Origin of the sequence: Clostridium sp. AM25-23AC, from assembly GCF_003435125.1 — a bacterium.
Classification (GTDB): domain Bacteria; phylum Bacillota; class Clostridia; order Lachnospirales; family Lachnospiraceae; genus Pilosibacter; species Pilosibacter fragilis.
The window spans coordinates 126965-146704 of record NZ_QWGI01000007.1; the positions used below are offsets into that span (position 1 = coordinate 126965).

General features: G+C 45.5%; 22 protein-coding genes. 20 read left to right on the top strand and 2 right to left on the bottom strand.

What is annotated here, in order from left to right; all coding sequences use genetic code 11:
• Positions 1 to 219 precede the first annotated feature (219 nt).
• The 6 genes from rlmD to DW677_RS06285 all read left to right on the top strand — a co-directional run bounded on the left by rlmD (position 220) and on the right by DW677_RS06285 (position 5652).
• Complete coding sequence (rlmD, locus tag DW677_RS06260; protein WP_181968313.1) at positions 220 to 1638, top strand: 23S rRNA (uracil(1939)-C(5))-methyltransferase RlmD; 1419 nt, start codon at positions 220 to 222, stop codon at positions 1636 to 1638.
• Between the two features lie 273 nt (positions 1639 to 1911).
• The gene (locus DW677_RS06265) at positions 1912 to 2385 is read left to right on the top strand and encodes a DUF6075 family protein (protein WP_117566680.1); all 474 of its coding nucleotides are present in this window, start codon (positions 1912 to 1914) and stop codon (positions 2383 to 2385) included.
• Positions 2386 to 2584: 199 nt separating this feature from the next.
• Positions 2585 to 3367 carry an AAA family ATPase gene (locus DW677_RS06270; protein ID WP_066548993.1) on the top strand — a complete coding sequence of 261 codons (783 nt, stop codon included), beginning with the start codon at positions 2585 to 2587 and terminating at the stop codon, positions 3365 to 3367.
• Entirely contained in the window at positions 3360 to 4253 is an 894-nt protein-coding gene (locus DW677_RS06275) for a ParB/RepB/Spo0J family partition protein (protein ID WP_066548991.1), read from the top strand. Before DW677_RS06270 ends, DW677_RS06275 begins: the two co-directional genes overlap by 8 nt.
• A 15-nt stretch (positions 4254 to 4268) precedes the next feature.
• Complete coding sequence (locus tag DW677_RS06280) at positions 4269 to 5342, top strand: DUF6017 domain-containing protein (RefSeq protein ID WP_117566681.1); 1074 nt, start codon at positions 4269 to 4271, stop codon at positions 5340 to 5342.
• Positions 5323 to 5652: a DUF6050 family protein gene (locus DW677_RS06285; protein ID WP_117566682.1), complete on the top strand. Its 330-nt coding sequence runs from the start codon at positions 5323 to 5325 to the stop codon at positions 5650 to 5652. Before DW677_RS06280 ends, DW677_RS06285 begins: the two co-directional genes overlap by 20 nt.
• 47 nt (positions 5653 to 5699) lie before the next feature.
• On the opposite strand, the gene DW677_RS06290 is transcribed toward DW677_RS06285, so the two are convergent.
• Positions 5700 to 5906, bottom strand: a complete 207-nt coding sequence (locus DW677_RS06290; RefSeq protein WP_035779437.1) for a helix-turn-helix transcriptional regulator — start codon at positions 5904 to 5906, stop codon at positions 5700 to 5702.
• A gap of 169 nt (positions 5907 to 6075) precedes the next feature.
• Between DW677_RS06290 and DW677_RS06295 the strand changes: the two genes are divergently transcribed.
• The 12 genes from DW677_RS06295 (at position 6076) to mobQ (ending at position 15660) form a co-directional block, all read left to right on the top strand.
• A complete protein-coding gene (locus tag DW677_RS06295; protein ID WP_347473049.1) occupies positions 6076 to 6438 on the top strand; it encodes a hypothetical protein in 363 nt (120 codons plus the stop codon).
• Positions 6439 to 6760: 322 nt separating this feature from the next.
• A complete protein-coding gene (locus tag DW677_RS06300) occupies positions 6761 to 7414 on the top strand; it encodes a pentapeptide repeat-containing protein (protein WP_117566684.1) in 654 nt (217 codons plus the stop codon).
• 93 nt (positions 7415 to 7507) lie between these two features.
• Positions 7508 to 8158, top strand: coding sequence for a hypothetical protein (locus tag DW677_RS06305; protein ID WP_117566685.1), 651 nt, complete (start codon positions 7508 to 7510; stop codon positions 8156 to 8158).
• A 78-nt stretch (positions 8159 to 8236) separates the two neighbouring features.
• Positions 8237 to 8989, top strand: coding sequence for a TIR domain-containing protein (locus DW677_RS06310; protein WP_181968314.1), 753 nt, complete (start codon positions 8237 to 8239; stop codon positions 8987 to 8989).
• Between the two features lie 172 nt (positions 8990 to 9161).
• Entirely contained in the window at positions 9162 to 9638 is a 477-nt protein-coding gene (locus DW677_RS06315) for a PcfB family protein (RefSeq protein WP_117566687.1), read from the top strand.
• Positions 9635 to 10009: a conjugal transfer protein TraG gene (locus DW677_RS06320; RefSeq protein WP_117553191.1), complete on the top strand. Its 375-nt coding sequence runs from the start codon at positions 9635 to 9637 to the stop codon at positions 10007 to 10009. The genes DW677_RS06315 and DW677_RS06320 overlap by 4 nt, the downstream gene beginning before the upstream one ends.
• Before the next feature lie 23 nt (positions 10010 to 10032).
• Positions 10033 to 11904, top strand: coding sequence for a recombinase family protein (locus DW677_RS06325; protein ID WP_117566688.1), 1872 nt, complete (start codon positions 10033 to 10035; stop codon positions 11902 to 11904).
• Positions 11905 to 11983: 79 nt separating this feature from the next.
• Positions 11984 to 12175: a transposon-encoded TnpW family protein gene (locus DW677_RS06330; RefSeq protein WP_006060444.1), complete on the top strand. Its 192-nt coding sequence runs from the start codon at positions 11984 to 11986 to the stop codon at positions 12173 to 12175.
• A 133-nt stretch (positions 12176 to 12308) separates the two neighbouring features.
• On the top strand, positions 12309 to 12605 hold the full coding sequence (locus tag DW677_RS06335; protein ID WP_117566689.1) for a hypothetical protein: 297 nt from the start codon (positions 12309 to 12311) through the stop codon (positions 12603 to 12605).
• A 105-nt stretch (positions 12606 to 12710) separates the two neighbouring features.
• Positions 12711 to 13541, top strand: a complete 831-nt coding sequence (locus tag DW677_RS18695; protein WP_242992115.1) for a hypothetical protein — start codon at positions 12711 to 12713, stop codon at positions 13539 to 13541.
• Between the two features lie 82 nt (positions 13542 to 13623).
• Entirely contained in the window at positions 13624 to 13920 is a 297-nt protein-coding gene (locus tag DW677_RS06345) for a DUF3847 domain-containing protein (RefSeq protein WP_117566690.1), read from the top strand.
• A 231-nt stretch (positions 13921 to 14151) separates the two neighbouring features.
• Entirely contained in the window at positions 14152 to 15660 is a 1509-nt protein-coding gene (gene mobQ / locus DW677_RS06350) for a MobQ family relaxase (protein ID WP_117566697.1), read from the top strand.
• 77 nt (positions 15661 to 15737) lie between these two features.
• On the opposite strand, the gene DW677_RS06355 is transcribed toward mobQ, so the two are convergent.
• A complete protein-coding gene (locus DW677_RS06355) occupies positions 15738 to 16157 on the bottom strand; it encodes a nuclear transport factor 2 family protein (protein WP_029679608.1) in 420 nt (139 codons plus the stop codon).
• An 89-nt stretch (positions 16158 to 16246) separates the two neighbouring features.
• On the opposite strand from DW677_RS06355, the gene DW677_RS06360 reads away from it, so the two are divergent.
• Entirely contained in the window at positions 16247 to 18145 is a 1899-nt protein-coding gene (locus DW677_RS06360) for an AAA family ATPase (protein WP_117566691.1), read from the top strand.
• Between the two features lie 178 nt (positions 18146 to 18323).
• Positions 18324 to 19740 (top strand): recombinase family protein (locus DW677_RS06365; RefSeq protein WP_347473053.1); only part of this gene is annotated, 1417 nt, incomplete at its 3' end.

Sequence of the window (19740 nt, forward strand, 5' to 3'; positions counted from 1 at the left end):
CGTTTATGTGATGGGGGTTGCAAATGCGGGAGTAATTCTTGTATACTTAAGAAAAACTGAGCATTGAGTCTTGTTTTTAGGTCTGTTCTGCATTTTGTGTATTCGGTATATTCTCAGTACGGGATATACGCTATTAGTTTGGGTTAGTGAGGTGAAAGGACAGAGTGGGCTCAGCGATAAAAATGTACAACAAGAATATTTATATAGAAGGAACGAATTATGGAAATCAAGAAGAACGATAAATTTACAGTGCCCATCGAGGATATGGGGGAGGACGGCGCAGGTATCGGCCGCGTGGACGGATACATCTGGTTCGTGAAGGATGCCCTGATCGGGGATACGATCGAGGCGTCAGCCATGAAAATGAAAAAAAATTACGGCTTTGCCCGACTTGTGCGTGTCATCACCCCGGCAAAAGGCCGCGTGGAGGCGAAATGTCCGGTGGCGAGAGCCTGCGGCGGATGCCAGCTTCAGGAACTGGACTATAAAGAGCAGTTAAAATTCAAGGAAAAGAAAGTGTACAATCATTTAAAACGCATCGGCGGCATGGAAAACCTGTTCCTGCCGGAAGAGGCGGAACAGGCAGCGGGAGTGCCGGACGCGGTCGTCATGGAACCGATCATTGGAATGGAAGACCCGTGGAGATACCGCAACAAAGCGCAGTACCCGATCGGCCGCGGAAAAGACGGAAAACCGACGGCTGGATTCTTTGCCGGACGGACCCACTCCCTGATCCCGGTGCCGGAGCTGGACTGCCTGCTTGGATGTGCGGAAAATAAAGATTATCTGGCGGCAGTGTTAAAATTCATGGAAGATTTCGGCGTGGAGCCATACGACGAGGCGAATCATAAAGGACTCGTCCGCCATGTCCTTTTAAGAAAAGGTTTCGCCAGCGGCGAGCACATGGTATGTCTCGTGATCAACGGAAAGAAGCTTCCTCACGAGAAAGAGTTCATCGAGCGGATGCGTGAAGTGGGCGCGGACAGTATCTCCCTGTCCTTCAATATGGAAAAGACAAACGTGATCCTGGGAACCGAGATCAAAAACCTCTACGGACCGGGTTATATCACGGATAAGATCGGAAACATCGAATATCGGATCTCCCCATTATCCTTTTACCAGGTGAATCCGATCCAGACCGAACGTCTCTACGGAACCGCTCTGGAATTCGCCGATTTAAACGGCGGTGAGACCGTCTGGGACCTCTACTGTGGAATCGGAACCATCTCTTCCTTCCTCGCCCGGAAAGCCGGAAAAGTCTGCGGTGTCGAGATCATTCCGGCAGCCATTGAGGACGCGAGAGAAAACGCAAAGCGCAACGGCCTCGCCAACGTAGAATTCTTCGTCGGAAAAGCCGAAGAAGTCCTCCCGGAACAGTACGAAAAGAACCACATCAAAGCCGACGTGATCGTGGTCGACCCGCCAAGAAAAGGCTGTGATGAGCTCTGCCTTGAGACGATCGTAAAGATGGCACCGGAGAAAGTCGTTTATGTGAGCTGTGATTCCTCGACGTTGGCGAGAGATGTGAAGTATCTCGGGGAGAACGGATATGAGGTAAAACGCGTTAGAACTGTCGACATGTTTGGAATGTCAGGGCATGTGGAGACTGTGGTAGGACTACACAGAAAGGATATGTAGAAATCCTTGAATTTACGCACTTTGTAGAGTTTTTCAGCTTCAACAGGATTGCTGAAAATCACAAGGAAAAAGAGCTTGTGAGGAAGGTGACTGTTGTTGTAGCGTTAGACCTCGGTTGTGGGAACACAAAGAATTCTGAATATGAAAGTAAATAGAGAACTATCAGATATGTTGATAGAACGTAGGGATACTTGAAAGAGTGTCCCTATTTTTTATATTAGGGCATTCCATTAGGAGTGCCTTTTTCAATTCACTTTAGAAGGAGGTCATACAATGACAAACACAGCGTTAGGAGCAGGAGCTGAAAAAGCCCAAGAAATTATTTTTATCAGCGAAGCACATGAGAAATTCTACTACAAGAAATTAAAAGAAGTAAGGTATCAGGATGTGTACCACAAGGCACTTTGCTACTGTCTTGGCATTAACGATGATACCAGAAGAAATGCCAATCGCATTTATGATTTTAAGACAGGCTGTGTAAAAACAGAATGTTTGCATGAAGGCTGGCAGACCAGCGGAAGCGTGAAAGTAGTCAGAATGGCATTTAATCTATATTGCAATGCCGCACCAAGCGTGGATGATTACACGGACGCAGAGGAGCAAATTAACGAGTGCAGACAGTACACAGTGGAGGAATTATTCTGCTGTGCCTATGCACCATATTTTTGGCAGGCAATACAAATCCGGTATCCGGAATATGCAACCTATAACCGGAAACTGTATGCCCTGTTTGGAGGAGCAGATTGATGTTAAAGGTTCGATTGATGGGAACAAAGAATGATATTAAATGGTTTGGGAAGATTTTGCAAAGAAATTCCAAAATCGAAGTGACAGAGTTTTCAGATTTATACCCGAATAAAGGGACAAAGAAGTTTTACAGAGCGTATGTAGAAGTGAAAAAGACTAATGTAGCAGAAAGTTAGCAGAGAGTAAAGGAGAATGTATCATGTGTAAAATAATAGCAATCGCAAATCAGAAAGGTGGAGTTGGAAAGACCACCACAACAAGTAATTTGGGAATAGGATTAGCAAAGCAGGGAAAGAGAGTTCTGCTGATAGATGCCGATGCACAGGGCAGTTTGACTGCAAGTTTGGGATTTACAGAGCCGGACAAGCTGGAGGAAACACTTGCGACTGTGATGGCAAATATCATCAATGATGTGGAAATGGAAGATGATTACGGTATTTTAAGGCATGAGGAAGGAATTGACCTTATGCCGGGCAATATCGAATTATCCGGTCTGGAGGTATCCTTGGTAAATGTCATGAGCAGAGAGCTTGTGATGCGTTCCTACATAGAGCAGGTGAAAGAAAGATATGATTATATCCTGATTGACTGTATGCCGTCACTTGGCATGATAACCATAAATGCATTTGCCTGTGCAGACAGTATCTTAATTCCGGTACAGGCGGCATATCTGCCAGTGAAAGGTCTGGAACAGCTTATTAAGACGATTGGTAAGGTGAAGCGTCAGATAAATCCGAAGCTGTCCATTGAGGGTATTTTGCTGACCATGGTTGACTGCAGGACAAATTATGCAAAGGACATCAGTGCATTACTGATTGAGAATTATGGCAGCAAAGTAAGGATATTTGAGAATAGCATTCCGATTTCCGTAAGAGCTGCCGAGATTTCGGCAGAGGGCGTCAGCATCTATCAGCATGACCCAAAGGGAAAAGTAGCAAGTGCCTATCAATCTTTGACGGAGGAGGTGCTTGGCAATGAATAAGGCAGGAAGTGCAGCAAAGGTAAAGCTAAACAGTTTTGATGATTTATTCGGTGCTTCTGATATGTCAGCGGGCACCGATCAGGTGCAGGAGATACCTCTTTCAGAGCTTTATGAGTTCAAAGGACACCCTTTTAAGGTGTTGGATGATGAAAAGATGCAGGAAACAGTGGAGAGCATCCGAAACTATGGTGTGCTTATGCCCGGTATTGCAAGACCAAGAGAAGAGGGCGGTTATGAGATAATCGCCGGACACCGCAGAAAACATGGCTGTGAGCTTGCAGGTCTTTCCTCCATGCCTATGTTTATCAGAGATTACAATGATGATGAAGCTACGGTGATTATGGTAGATACTAATATCCAGAGGGAAGATATTCTCCCAAGTGAAAAGGCTAGAGCCTATTCCATGAAGTATGAAGCCATGAAGCATCAGGGCAAAAAGGGAAATGGAAGCAGTCTTGATGAAGTGGGAGAAGCAGCCGGAGAGAGTGGCAAGACGGTTCAGCGTTATATATGGCTTGCACGGCTGTCAGATGAATTGCTGGATATGGTTGATAAGAAAAAAATCGGTCTGGTACAGGGGGTTGACATATCTTTTCTGACAGAGCAGGCACAGGAATGGGTGCAGTTCATTCTTGAAGAAACGGGTGCAGCTATCTCGACTACCCAATCATCAAAGTTAAAGGAATATGGGAAAAACGGCGAGTTGACTCTGCCAATGGTAAGACTGATATTGACGGAGGAAAAGCCAAAGGAAAGAAAAGTTACAATTAAGGCTGATAAAATCAGCAGATATTTTACGGAGGATTATTCCAGTGAAGATATAGAAAATATTATCTATCAGCTATTGGAAGAATGGAACACCGGAAAGGCGTCGAATAAGCAGTAAAGGAGGCACGGTAAAGTGGGCGATACAATAAACTTTGATTATTACTACGGAATTGAAGCAGAGCAGTTCTCTTTTTATCGTGTTCCCCGACTTTTGATTAAAGACGAGAGATTTAAGGGGCTTAGCAGTGATGCTAAGCTCCTCTATGGGCTGATGCTTGACAGAATGTCATTATCCATGAAAAACGGCTGGTTGGATGATGAAAACAGGGCTTACATCATTTATACGGTGGATGCCATTATGGAAGATTTGGGATGTGCAAAGGCAACCTGCGTTAAGATTATGAAAGAGCTTGATACCGAAAACGGAATCGGTCTGATTGAAAAGAAACGCCGTGGACTTGGAAAGCCGGACATAATTTATGTGAAGAATTTTTCTACAATTACTGATGCACAGACAGAAGAAAAGTCCGATAATGCTGATAAAACCACAGAAGTTCAAAAACTGAACCTCAAGAAGTCTAATATGCATACTTCCAGAAGTTCAGAAATTGAACTTCAAGAGGTTCAGGATTTAGAACACCAGAAGTTCACAATGCAGACTTCAAGAGGTTCAGAAAGTGAACTTGCAGAAGTTCATAAAGCAGACCCTATTTATACTAACTATAATCAAACTAATCAGAGTTATACTGATATAAGTTATACCAATCCTATCAATCAATCTGGTAATGAGAGTAGGTCAGAAAAAAAGATTGATGTGATGGATGATGTTAATGCATACATAGAACTGATTAAGGATAACATCGAATATGAGCATCACATGAAGTATGATGACTGGCAGAACAAGGCTTTGTATGAGGAACTTTTTGAGGTTATCTGTGAGGTTGTATGCGTAAAACGTACAACGATCCGGATTGCAGGGGAGGATTATCCTTATGAGCTTGTAAAATCAAAATTCCTGAAGCTGAATAGTGGACATTTGGAGTATGTGATTGGCTGTATGCATGATACAAATACAAAAATAACCAATATCAAGGCATATATGGTTACTACTCTTTATAATGCACCCTCAACGATGAACCATTATTATCAGCAGGAGGTGCAGCATGATATGTACGGAGGTGGCTGGCATGAAAAAGGCATTGTTTAAAATAATTATTCCGGTATGCGTTCTTGTTCTGTGGATGATTACCTGTTATCCGGTTTGCAATAAAGAAGATGGGTTTGATTATTTCCTTTATTGGATTTTGGTAGGATGTCCCTACGGTATCAGAAAAATGTGTATGTTTCTTGTGCCAAAGAATTTTGGAATTGCAGGAAGTATGGGAATACTGGCATTGAATTGTATCGTTGGAGGTCTGATTGGTGGTATTATTGTTCTTGTGAGGATTATCGTTATATTTACGGAGATAATAAAAGTATTAGCAGGACACTTCTGGACACAATGTCCAAAGGAGTAAAAAAGGGCAACAAAAAAGGCATTGTCAATCAATCATAAACAATACCTCTACTTGTCATCTGGAACATATTCCATAATATCTTCAATCCGGCAGTCAAGTATCTGACATAGCCTGTTCAGAATAATGGTCTTTACCACCATATTTTGCCGGAGTCGCTGAAGCTGTGCTTTGTCAATGCCGTAATCTTTAATGAGCTGGTACTGACTGATGTTCTTAGCCTTAAGCGTTTGCCAAAGTGGATCATATTTAATCATACAGGCAACTCCTTTCCTACCTTGTATTTTAATGGCAGGGAACTTATAATAATATGGTGCGTGTAAGCACCATAAAGTATGTAAATGGTAAAGACAAAAATGGTTTATTTCTGGAGATTGAGGATATAGATGCAGGTAGTGTGGTTTTGAAACAGGAGGATGGTTAATTGTGAAAGAAATATACATTACAGACAGTGAAAGGGAAAAATGCAGAAAGGTTGCAGATGCTTTTGCAGAGCTGTATGAGATTGAGAATATACTTGTCGTGGATGCTGGAAGATACGGTTTTGTCAAGTTACAGTATTATAGACCGCCACAGGGTTTTGAAGATGCAATTACCTTTACGGATAGTCGGAGCATGTTTGAAAACTTGTGGGAGGAATGGTTTGACACGCAGCTTTTTCTTCTGGCAAAAGGAACACCGATGGCAGGAATGGGATATAATGAGATATTCCGGTGTCTGCCAAAGGAGAAACAAGAGGAACTTATGAATAGAAAAGCCGGATTTGCAAAAACGGCAGGAATAGAATAATTGAGAAACAGCGTCAGGGCAGTTATGGATTGAAAAATTTGTAACTGTCTTTTTTTAATAAGTTCAAGACTATGCTATAAAAAATATATATAAAAACTGTGGTTTATGATATAATAAGCATGCCCTACCCTGCTCAGCTGAGAGGCTGGGTTGATAAGAGGTCTACGGACGGAGTGAGGGCTAAAATTCTATCAGTATAGCGAGGTGATTGCTGTCATGAGTAAAATTGGGAATGGTGCAACTGTTATTAGCTTTGTGGTAATGATATTGTCTGAAATTCTTGGTTCCAAAGTGGTAGCCCCTCTGCTGTGCGGGGTGTGTTATGAGAAATAAGAAGAAAAAGAAATACAATAAGTTTTTTAGCTATATTGGTCAAGATAGAAGTGATAGAAATTTCAGTTATAAGGATTTTTCATATAGTGAATCCTACAATACAAGGTTTACACGTTCACGATTTATGGGGAACGATTTTCATAGAGCACATATAAAATATTGTGGCTTTAATGGTTGTATTTTCAAGTTTGTTGAATTTAAAAGCGTAAATTTTCGTGGATGCAGATTTATGGGTGCAACGTTTGAAAATGTGGTATTTTATAACTGCTCTTTAAGTAAAACCCATTTTAAGGGAGCAATATTTAAGAATGTATACTTTGTGAATACAGGCATAAAACAAGTATATGGTTTGAATGTAGATGATATAAATATTGTGAATGAAAAAAAAATCGAGATAGAACTAGAAAGAGATTTGCAAGAAACCATAAAAGCATGTGAAAAAAATGAGTATATAGTAAAATCAAAAACAATTGTTTCGAGTGGTGGAAAAATTAACAAGTTGTCAATTAAAAGACTGTTAGATGTGTATGAGGAAAAGGTTATTATAAATGCATTACAAATGGCAATAAAGGGAATTGATAAAGAATTTAGTAGTTTGAGTTACTTTGTTCCTTATTTAGAGAGAGCAAAGAAAAATATGTAGGCAGCGTTAGGGCAGTTATAAGTCGAAAGATTTGTAACTGTCTTTTTATTACTTTTGGACATTGTGTCCAAAGGTGGAAGGAGGATGTGAAATATGGAGTCTATGAGAGATATTAACAGAATAATGGAAAGAGAAATTGCAAAGGGCAGTTGTCCATTAAAATTGGAGCATATAGAGTTTGGGGATTATTCTTATCAGGAGATAGCATCATCTGACAAGATGAATGAGGTATTATCATATTTGCTGCGTATAGGAGCTTTTAGCCAATATGCAGGAAAGACTATTATTAATAATGTTTATATGGATATGAAAGGTAAGAAGCTGGTATTTAAGAGGACAAAATCTGCCATAGAAAGAAACAATATATTTAATAGCATTAAAAGATATACAAGGAAGTTGAAGCCGGAGTATAATGGAGATGTGTATTTGGAAACCGTTAGGTGTTATTTTTCTATACCGCAAGAAAATTTGGAGAAGTGCCGATATACATATCAGGGAGCAGAAACATACGCTTTTCTTATGTCGGATAAATACATCTTGGCATTATTTACGCATTGTTTAGTTGCAAGAAAAGAGGATGCTTGTAAGTATTTTTATATAGAAGGCTTTACGGAAAAAGAGTATGGAATGGTGACAATGGAAAATGTAAAGAATGTTTTGTTTCAGGTATTGTTATTTGACAATATTGATAGAGTTAATGAAAAATTAGAGGTTAATCTTATTTCCATTTTTTTATTAAAATAAATGTGAGTATAGGGTTTCCGGTATTAGATGTACGACAGGAAAATGTTTAAATTTTACATAAAATGGAGGTCGATAGTAATGGGTAAGCAGAGGTTGTTTATATCATATTGTTGGAAAGATGGAAATACATATGCAGACGAATTAGAAACACAGTTGAAAGATACTTTTGATGTAAAGCGTGATAAATCACAGCTTATTGCGAATGATAATCTATATGACTTTATGGCAGAAATTGCAAATTGCGAGAATGTGATTATTGTTCTGACAGCAGAATATGTTAAGTCGTTAAATTGTATGCTTGAAATGTCCTATCTAGTATCGCAAGATGAATGGGGAATGAAAGCAATGGTTTTAGTTATTGATGATTCTTTGTATTCTATTGAAAGAAAATTTGAAGTGATGAATTATTGGATATTGCGCCAGAAAAATAATCATGCTTCTTTGAAGGACGCAGATTTTGGAAAAGCATTGTGGGAAGAGGAAAAAGAATATATTGACCTGATTTGTGAGAATATGGAAAAATTTTTTGAAGGTCTTTCTAGAAGAAAAAATCCTAGTCAAATTGCGATTGTGAATGAGGTAATTAAGAAATCACAAAGAAGCCAAGAGCAAGAGCATGAGATGAGGGAGTGTGTGGTAAAAGGAGAGGATTTAGTAAAGGAGTTTCTTGCTGTGAACGGAAATATGACGATAAATGAATTGTCAGAGAAAATGAATCGAACCAGAGCAGCAACAATGAGATATATTTCAAATTTATCGAAAGAAGGAGTTATAGAACGAGTTGGTGACGGAAAGAATGGAAAATGGGTATTAAAAAAGAGTGGTAAATAGAAAACAGCGTCAGGGCAGTTATAAGTCGAGAGATTTGTAGCTGCCCTTTTTTTATTGCTTTTGGACACGATGTCCAGAAGCGGAAAGGAGAGTTATGAGGTATTTATTACATCGGCTGTATGTTCCACCTTAGCGGAGCATACGCACATGGAAATGCAGATCGGAGGTACTTATGCAAGAGGAAGTAACGCAGAAAACAATCGCTCTTGTAATTAAGACCGCTAAATTGGATGCCAACGTCTTGAAGGCTGCAATGCGGATGTATCTGAACCACCGCAGGCAGAAAGCACAGAAAACGCATGGTAAAACTTCTGTGAAAAAGCTGGTTGGCGAAGGCGTGGGAGTTTCGTCTATCGAAGTGACGGACGGCAATATCAAATCCTTTGAGCGGGTAGCTCGTAAATATAATGTTGATTTCGCCGTCAAGAAAGACAAGACAACGGCCCCGCCGAAATATGTGGTATTTTTCAAGGGCAGGGATGCCGATGCAGTAGCACAGGCATTCAAGGAATTTGTTTATGGTAATGAGAAACGAAAGAGCAGAACTTCCGTAAGGGAGAAACTGAAACGCTTCAGGGATGCAGTATCACAGAATAAGAACAGAGAACGGAGCCGGGAAAAGAATAAGGACAGGGGGCAGAGCCTTTGAGTAACATCATTGAAGGCATAACCAAAGACCTGAAGGCTATCCCGAAAAATTTGAAAGCAAAAGCAGGCGGTATGGATACCAAGAAGCTGGTGCTTTTGAATCTGCCCTATATCTTTGTTGGATATTTCTGTGATAAGGTTGCATGGATGTGGAGAGTATCAGAAGGTACAAATGCTTCTGATAAGATGATGGCAGTCATGAACCGTTTTGATAAGCTGTTTGCCAATCCTTTGCCCAGCTTCCACCCAAGAGATTTACTGATTGGTGTGGCAGGCGGCATAGCGCTCCGCCTTGTGGTGTATTACAAAGCCAAGAATGCCAAGAAGTTCCGGCAGGGTGTAGAATACGGTTCCGCAAGGTGGAGTGCATAATTTTAAGTGTAAATGACACATACATGGACGCACAGGAGGTTATGCACATGACTGATTATAGCAAAATTACAGCCCTTTACTCCCGCCTTTCCGTGGGCGACGAGGACAGGGACGGCGGCGAGAGCAACAGCATACAGAACCAGAAAATATTTTTGGAGAACTATGCCAGAGGGCAGCACCTAACCAATATCCGGCACTACATTGACGATGACGAGAGCGGCAGGTTTTTTGACCGTTCCGCCTACTCCCGCATGATGGACGACGTGGAAAACGGGAAAATCGGTGTCTGCATTATGAAAGACCTTACCCGCTGGGGGCGCGACTATCTCCAGGTCGGCAACGCGATGGAGATATTCAGACGGAACAACGTGCGTTTTATCGCGGTCAACAACGGCATAGACAGCGAGAAGCCCGACACATTGGAGTTTGCGCCCTTTATCAACATCATGTCGGAGTGGTACGCAAAAGACATCAGCAAGAAAGTGAAAACGGGCATTAAGACCAAAGGCATGAGTGGAAAGCCGATTGTCACCGAAGCCCCTTACGGCTATATGAAAGACCCGGACAACAAGGATTTTTGGATAATCGACGAAGAAGCCGCCGAGGTTGTCCGTTTGATTTTCCGTCTGTTTATCGGCGGGAAGAACCGAAACCAAATCGCCGTATATCTGACACAGGAGCAAATCCCTACCCCCACTTTCTACATGAAAGACCGCGGGCGGGGAACCTGTAAAAATAAGACGCTGGGCGAGGATAACCGCTGCAAGTGGAACAAAGCCACCTTGACCAATATCCTCACACGGCAGGAGTATTGCGGCGATGTGGTCAACTTCAAGACTACAAAGCATTTCCGGGATAAGCATAACCACTATGTAGACCGGAGCCAGTGGCACATCACAGAAAATGTGCATGAGCCGATTATCAGCCGCAGCGATTTTGAAACCGTACAGCGGATTTTGGAAAACGCACCCGTCAGACGCCCCAACGGGGACGGGGAAATCCACCCTCTGTCCGGCTTGCTTTTCTGTAAGGACTGCGGCGCAAAAATGCACATTCGTATTGATTACCGGAACGGCGGCAAGCGGCACGTTGCTTTTTGCAGCGAGTACCACAAGGGAAAAGCCAAGAACCCCAAATGCAATTCCCCTCACATCATGGACGCGGATTTGCTCATGCAGACCATCGCGGAAGTGCTGAAGAAAATCGAGGACTATTCTATCAGCAACCGGGCAGAGTTTGAAGCCTTAGTGAAAAAGAACCTTGCCATGCAGCAGACCGACCAGACCAAGAAACAGCAGAAGCGTATTCCGCAAATCACGACGCGCCTTGAACAGATTGACAAGGTGCTGAATAAGCTCTATGAGGACAACGCCCTCGGCACAATCCCGCAAGACCGTTATGAGCAGATGTCGCAGAAGTATTCGGAAGAATACTACGCGCTGAAAGCGGAGCTTGCCACGCTCCAAGAGCAGCTATCCGCTTACGAGAACGCGGGAGGACGGGCGCAGAAGTTTTTGAAGCTGACGGAACGCCATGCTGCCTTTACCGAGCTTACCCCCGCCATTCTGGGCGAGTTTATCAGCCGGATTGAAGTGCATGAGCGCGACCAGAAAAGGGCGAGATACGCAATCCAGCACATCAGCATATATTTCAATTATATCGGCAAGTTTGAGAACGAAGTGACACAGCTTGCAGAGCCGACCGAGCAGGAAATCCGGCAAATGCGGGAGGAAATCGAAGAAGCCAAAAAGGAAAAGAGCCGCGCCTACCACCGCAACTATTCAAGGGAATACCGAGCGCGAAACCTTGAAAAGCAGCGGGAGTATGACCGCATGAAAGCGCGGGAATACCGGGCAAGGCGAAAGGCACAGGCAGCCGCACAGCCCGCACAGTAAAACAGAATAACCGTCAACCAAGAGGGATTTTCCGAACTACGGGAAATCCCTCTTTTGCGCCCAAAGAAAGGAGCCGCCTATGGCAGAACAGACCCCCGACAGCATCATCACGACCCAGAGGAACGGGCAGACCATTGTTGCGGAGTTATTTTTCAATCACAGCAGCACAGAAACATTCCGCGACAAGCTGCTCAAACTGGTGCTTGCCGACAGCTCGCGTTTATCCGCGTCTGACGGTCAAGAGCCGGAAAAAACAGAAATCTTGCGATAACAGCCGCCCCGACGATACACTCCCCGTCCGGGCGGTTTCTATTTGAAAATCCTCATTTTCCCCAAGTCAAGAGCCGGGAAAAACACCCGAAAAATGCCCCTATTGCGTAACAGGGGCGCAGAAAGGAGAGTTTATGAGAACAGGGCTTACGAAGCAGGAAAAGACTACCGACATTTGGTTTGACGAGAAAGAACCGCTTATCCATATCCGCACCCACAACACCGACTTAAAGAAGCGGCTTGCCGCCTACGCCGGACAGCACCCCGACCAGTGCCGCCAGACCGACGCAGACCCCGAAACGGGCTGCATGGAGTTTGAGATTGCAAAGGGGCGCTTCTCTTTCCGTCTGACCGCCCCATACAACGAGGAACGGCGGGAAGCTGCGCGGCGGTCTGCCAGAGAAAACAAGGCCACTGACAGGCTGAAATGAGGTGGATTTATTCATAACTATGTGCTATGATATTTATAGATAGTGAAACTTCCTTTCAATTTTTTCGTCTATACAAGTAACAGAGAAGAACAGGAGGCTTGTTCCATGAGAAAAAAGAGATTGATGATTGCAATAGCTTGTATCATTTTAGTAGGTATCGCGGTAATCGTATTTTTTTCACAACAGGGGAAAAAACCGTATAAGGATTTGGACGCAGCGCAGATTGTTTCCGCTAAAGTGTTATTAACACCGCCAGACAAAACGATTGAGATTGAAAATATCCAAGAATTAGTTGAATATTTGAATGATGTTGTTGTCTATAATGAGGATAATTCTTACACAGAGTATGCTGGACAAGGCGTTGTTTTTACCTTGACTATGGTAGACGGTACACAAACAGATATTATGGCGTATAACCCATTTATTGTCATTGACGGTATCGGTTATAAGACAAAATATGAGCCATGTGAAGCACTCAACAGCTATGCAAATGAATTACTAAACTCTGGGACTGCCAATATAATTTTGGAAGAACCGCCCACATTAAGCGTTGTGAGTGACGAAACCGCTATCGGTGCAGTATTAGGAACTTATTCGTGGCAAAAAACAAATATTGACGGAACTGCTGAAAGCACAATAGCTGATAGCCCACACCCGTTAGAGTGCAAGGATCTGTTGTCCCCGCCATTTGAAACAACAGAAACAACAGCTACATTAAGATTTACAGAAGACCCAGATACAATTTTAAGTGTGCAGTGCTGGAGTGACGAACATTGGGGAGAGCCTGCTACAAACAGCGAAGATGTAACTATTGTTGGAAACGTACTCACTCTTAAACTGGGCGGATATATTTATGAAGTAACAGCTGAATGGAATACTGAAAATGGCTATGGCGGAACAGCAAGCTATTTTATATATTTGAAAACAGCAGACTAAAATTGAATAGCCACCCACAAGGGCAGCCGAGAAAATCGACTGTCCTTTTTCTATGCTTATGAGCAGAAAGGAGCGCCCAACCATGACAAAGCCAAGAGAGAAAACCCGCGAGGAGTTGCAAGCCGAGATTGAGGACGGAAAGAAGAAAATCCGGCAGTTTGAGAACCGAGAAAAGATGTTGCGTCAGAAGCTATCCAAAGAGGAACGCAGAACGCGCAGCCACCGCCTTATTGTCCGGGGCGCGGTCTTTGAAAGCATTGTGCCGGAAGCAAAGAACATGACCGACGAGGAAGCTGCCGCGCTTCTCCGGCTTGCATTAACGAGTGAGCCAGCGCGGGAGTTTTTGAAAAAACGAGCCGAAAGCGGGAACGCCGAATAAATCCCTTAGGAACTAAGGGCGCACTTATACACCCTTGCGGGCGTGTGCGCTCTGCCGAGGGCTTATCTCCGCACAGGGAACTTTCCCCGCGCTCCGATATGGCGGCTTTGCCGCAACAAGGGGCTGCACCCCTTGCGCCGCTTCGCGGCTATCCCTGCACACCCACAAAAACAGTACACCCGCCTTTGGCGTCTGTACCATTTTTGCGGGTTTTATTATCCTATCCGGGAGGTGATACCCATAGCCATTTACCATTGGAACATCGGCATTGTGAGCCGAGGAAAAAGCAAATCAGCCGTTGCCGCAGCCGCCTACCGAAGCGGCGAAAAGCTGACAAACGAATGGGACGGAATGACCCATGACTACACTCGCAAAGGCGGCGTTGTCCATACAGAAATCATGCTGCCGCCCCACGCACCGCCCTCATTCGCTGACCGTTCAACCTTGTGGAACAGCGTGGAGCTTTACGAGAAAGCCGGGAACGCCCAGCTTGCGCGTGAGATTGACGCAGCACTCCCCATAGAATTATCCAGAGAGGAACAGATCCGGCTTGTCCGGGAATACTGTTCCTCTCAATTTGTTTCCAGAGGAATGTGTGTGGATTTTGTTATCCACGACACCAACAGCGGCAACCCCCATTGTCATATTATGCTTACCATGCGCCCCCTTGACGAGCGCGGCGCGTGGGCGGCAAAGTCCAAAAAGGAATATGACCTTGATGAAAACGGTGAGCGTATCCGCTTGCCAAGCGGCAGATACAAAACCCACAAAGTTGACCTTACAGGCTGGAACGACAAGGACAACACCCTCTTGTGGCGCAAGGCATGGGCTGACTTTACCAACGACTTTTTGGAGAGGAACGGAAGCCCGGAGCGTATCGACCACCGCAGCAACGCCGAGCGCGGCATTGACGAGATACCCACCGTCCACATGGGCGTGGCGGCTTGCCAGATGGAGAAGAAAGGTATCGCCACCGAGAAAGGCGAACTGAACCGAAATATCCAAAAGGCAAACCGCCTTATCCGGGAAATCCGGGCGCAGATTGGGAAGCTCAAGGAATGGATTGCCGACCTGTTCAAAGCGCGGGAAACCGCCCCGGAACAGCCGCCGCAATCCCCCAACCTTGCAAATCTGTTGATGAAGTATTTGAGCGTTCAGAGAGAAAAGAGCCGGAAGTATTCGCAAAGTTGGCAGCACCAACACGCAGCCGACGAACTGAAAACCATAGCGGCAGCGGTCAACTATCTTTCCGAGCATGGTATCTCTAATCTTGACGAGCTGGACGCTTCTCTTTCCTCTGTCAGTGATAGAGCCTATTCAATCCGGGAGGGAATGAAAACCACCGAGCAGCGCATGAAAGAACTGCAAAAATTCATGGAGTACGGCAGAAATTATCAGACCTACAAGCCCATACAGGACGAGTATCGGCAAATCCGCTGGAAAGGAAAACAGGAGAAGTTTGCGGAAGCCCGTCGCGCCGAGCTTACCCTATGGGACGCGGCAAACTGCTATCTCCATGCAAATCTGCCGAAAGGAACAAAGACCTTGCCTATTGCGGAATGGGAACAGGAATATGCTGACCTCAAAACACAAAAGGACAGCGATTATACCAAACTGAAAGAGACCCGCGCCGAGGTTGCCGAGCTTCAAAAAATCCGCAGGTGCGTGGATATTGCACTCCGCGCCGACCAACCGGAGCAGATGCAGAGCCGTACCAAACGGCAGGAACAGGAGCGATAAAGAAAAGGACGGGCAAGCTACTTTGCCTGTCCGTCCTAAATGTTTTCTGATAAAATGGACGCTATTGATCCCTAATATTAAAACCAACTTGCTCTTTCGTCCCTAAATTCGGGCTGGTCACTATGCTCATAAGGATTATAATTATTCAAATTGCAACCAAACTCTTTCAATGATTTTATTTTATTATCCTTTGTCCATTCAACCAGCGAAATTCCATCAAATTCCTCTATGCTCCCATTGTTCATTTCATTTTTGAAATACCACTCCACAATCGTCTGATTTCCTTTGTGGAAAAATTGTTTGATTTCCCAAGCAACGACTTTGCCACGAGTATTCCATTCCTGAAACCAGTGTTTTACGATTTGACGGTTATTATATTTTGGACACCAACTTTCAGTATAAATTACATCTTCTGCAAAAATATCATCAATACCTAAATCCTGTTTTGTAAGCCACATTTCAAACCATAAGTGAATAATTTTTTCTCTTTCATTCACAATCCAGCACCTCACTAACTTCCGATTTTTCGGTTTCATTCTACATCAAAACTATGAACAATTCAACCACAGAAAGAGAGGTATCAACTATGTATTACACCCAAGAACAAATAGACCGCGCCAACCAAGCCGACATTGTTTCTTTCCTGCAATCACAGGGCGAGCAGCTTACCCGTGCCGGAAATGAATACCGCTGGAAGCGGCACGACAGCTTGACTATCCGGGGAAACAAATGGTACAGGCACAGCCAGAGCAAGGGCGGCGGCCCCGTTGATTTTGTCATGGAGTTTTTCGGCAAGAGCTTTACCGAAGCCGTAGAACTTCTCACAGGAGAAAAGGGAGCCGCACCGCCGCCGGACAGACCTTGCCCCGCGCCCATTTCTGACTTCCGACTACCGCCCCGCAGCACCGACAACCGCATAGCGAGGAACTACCTCACAGCAGCCCGCCGCATTGATGAAGATGTGTCGGGCTTTTTTCTTTCCAATGGCGACATTTACGAGGAAGCCGCCCACCATAACGCCGTATTCGTCGGCAGAGATGAAAGCGGCATACCGCGATACGCCCACCAGCGCGGTACAGCCGGGAGCTTCCGGCTTGATGTGAAAGGCAGCGACAAAGCCTTTAATTTCTCCTATCGGGGCGAGGGCGAAAGATTGTTTGTCTTTGAAGCCCCGATAGACCTCTTATCGTTCCTCTGCCTGTTCAAAAAGGACTGGCAGAAGCAGAGCTACCTGTCATTGGGCGGCGTGGGAGAAAAAGCCCTGCTCCGCTTTCTCTCTGACCGTCCGAACATCAAGATCGTTTACCTCTGCCTTGACAACGACAACGCCGGAAACGATGCTTGCAGCCGCCTTGCAGAGCTTGTGCCGGAGGGCTTGACCGTCAACCGCCTTATCCCTCTTTTCAAGGATTGGAACGAGGTATTGCAGCACCGGGCAGAAATCACAGACGGGAAGTATTTGCGGGAAGCAATCTACGGCTTGAAAGAGCCGCCGCAGGAAGAAACCGTTGAGATTATCCGCATGAGCGAGGTTGACACACAGACCGTTGAATGGCTATGGGAGCCGTATATTCCCTTTGGGAAAGTAACCATTGTGCAGGGCAATCCCGGCGAGGGCAAGACCACTTTTGCCCTACGCCTTGCCGCCGCCTGCACCACTGGGGGAACGCTGCCGGGAATGAAGCCCCTGCCGCCATTCCAAGTGATTTATCAGACCGCCGAGGACGGGCTGGGCGATACCGTCAAGCCGCGCTTGATAGAAGCCGCCGCAGACCTTGACCGGGTTCTTGTGATTGATGAAGCAAAACGGGAGCTTACCCTCTCCGATGAGCGCATAGAAAAGGCAATCACGCAGAACGGGGCGCGGCTGATTATCCTTGACCCCATACAGGCGTACATGGGCGAAAAAACCGACATGAACCGGGCAAACGAAGTGCGCCCCATGTTCCGCCGCCTTGCCGATGTTGCCGAGCGTACCGGGTGCGCCGTTATCCTTATCGGACATCTCAACAAAGCTGCCGGAGGGCAGAGCGCATACCGGGGCTTAGGTTCTATCGACTTCCGCGCCGCAGCAAGGAGCGTCCTGCTGATCGGGCGCGTGAAGCGAGAACCGAATGTGCGCGTTATCGTCCATGACAAATCTTCCCTTGCGCCGGAGGGAAAGCCCGTTGCCTTTTGCCTTGACCCGGAAACGGGCTTTTCGTGGGTAGGCGAATACGACATCACCGCCGACGAGCTGCTGTCCGGCGCGGGCGGCAACAATGCCACAAAAACCGAACAGGCTGAAAGGCTGATACTTGACCTGCTTGCAGACGGGAAGGAGCTTGCCAGCGAGGACATTGTAAAAGCCGCAGCCGAAGCCGGAATATCCGAGAGGACGGTACAGAACGCCAAGCGCAGCATGGGCGGCATTTTGGGCGCAAGGCGCATCGGCGGTCAATGGTACAACTTCATCAAGAAGAAGCCACCCGAACCCGCAAGCTGAAAGTGCAAAACGCAGACCCTTTGCACTTTGCACTTTCGCACTTTCACGATAATTTGCGTCAATAACTTAAAAAAACACTTGACAAAACGCTTCATGGGGAACGGAAAAAGACATCAAACCGTTTGTCGATCCGAAGTTTGAAAACAACGTGATTTTGACCGGGACGGAGTTTCTCACGATGAATACCCGCCCGAAAATTCCCGCAAATGCCCGAAATCTGAATTGCTGTATTATCGGCTCGTCCGGCTCCGGCAAAACCCGCTTCTGGCTCACGCCCCAGCTTTTACAGGCTCATTCCTCTTATGTGGTGGTCGATCCCAAAGGCGGTGTGCTGGGACAGGTCGGGGGTTTCCTGCAAAAACGCGGGTACAAAATCAAGGTATTCAACAGCATAGATTTTTCAAAATCCATGCACTATAACCCGCTGGCGTATATCCGCAATGAGGCCGATATTCTGAAATTCGTGGATGCCCTGATTTCCAACACAAAGGGCGAAGGCAAGGAAGGCGATCCATTCTGGACGAAATCGGAAACGCTTTTGTACTGCGCCCTGATTGCCTACATCATTTTCGAGGGGCCTGCCGAGGATCGGAACATGAACACCCTTGTGGATATGATTTCTGGCATGGAGGTCAAGGAGGATGACGAGGATTTTATGAACGCGGTGGACTATATGTTTGCCGGGCTTGAAAAGCGCAAGCCGGATTGCTTCGCGGTCAAACAGTATAAAAAGTACAAATTGGCCAGCGGTGTTGTATGCTCTAAAAGACTTCTTAATCAAGCGGTTGGGAAGTCTCTTAGAACACACAACCTAAAACCGAAGAAAGGAGCGCAAGTTATGAGAAAAAATGAGAAAATCACAGCTCTGTACGAACGACTGAGCCGTGATGACTTTGGCAAAGATGATGACCAACAGCGTGAGAGCAATTCCATATCCAATCAAAAGGCTATGTTGGAGGAGTTCGCCGCACGGCAGGGCTTTACAAACATTGTCCATTTCACGGACGATGGCATTAGCGGCACCTGCTTTGACCGTCCCGGATTTTTGGCAATGATGAAAGAGGTTGAAGCCGGGAATGTGGAGTATTTGTGCATCAAGGACATGAGCCGCATGGGTCGTGACTATCTGAAAGTTGGTCAGATTATGGAAATCCTGCGTCAGCGTGGCGTTCGCCTTATCGCCATCAATGACGGCGTGGACAGTGCCAGAGGGGACGATGATTTTACCCCTTTCCGCAACATTATGAACGAGTATTACGCCAGAGACACCAGCCGTAAAATCCGTTCCACTTTCCAGTCCAAAGGCAAGTCCGGCAAGCACCTTACAGGCACGGTCATTTACGGCTATCTCTGGAACGAAGCCAGAGACCAATGGTTGGTTGACCCCGAAGCCGCAGAGGTGGTCAAGCGTATCTTTGCCATGACGATTGAGGGCTACGGTCCGTATCAGATCGCCAGCAAGCTGAAAGAAGAAAAAGTCCTCATTCCGTCCGCTTACCTTGCACAGCATGGCGAGGGCGTGAATAAGAACAAGACTTTCAAAGATGTGTACGCCTGGGGTTCTTCCACCATCTGCAACATTCTTGAAAAGCGTG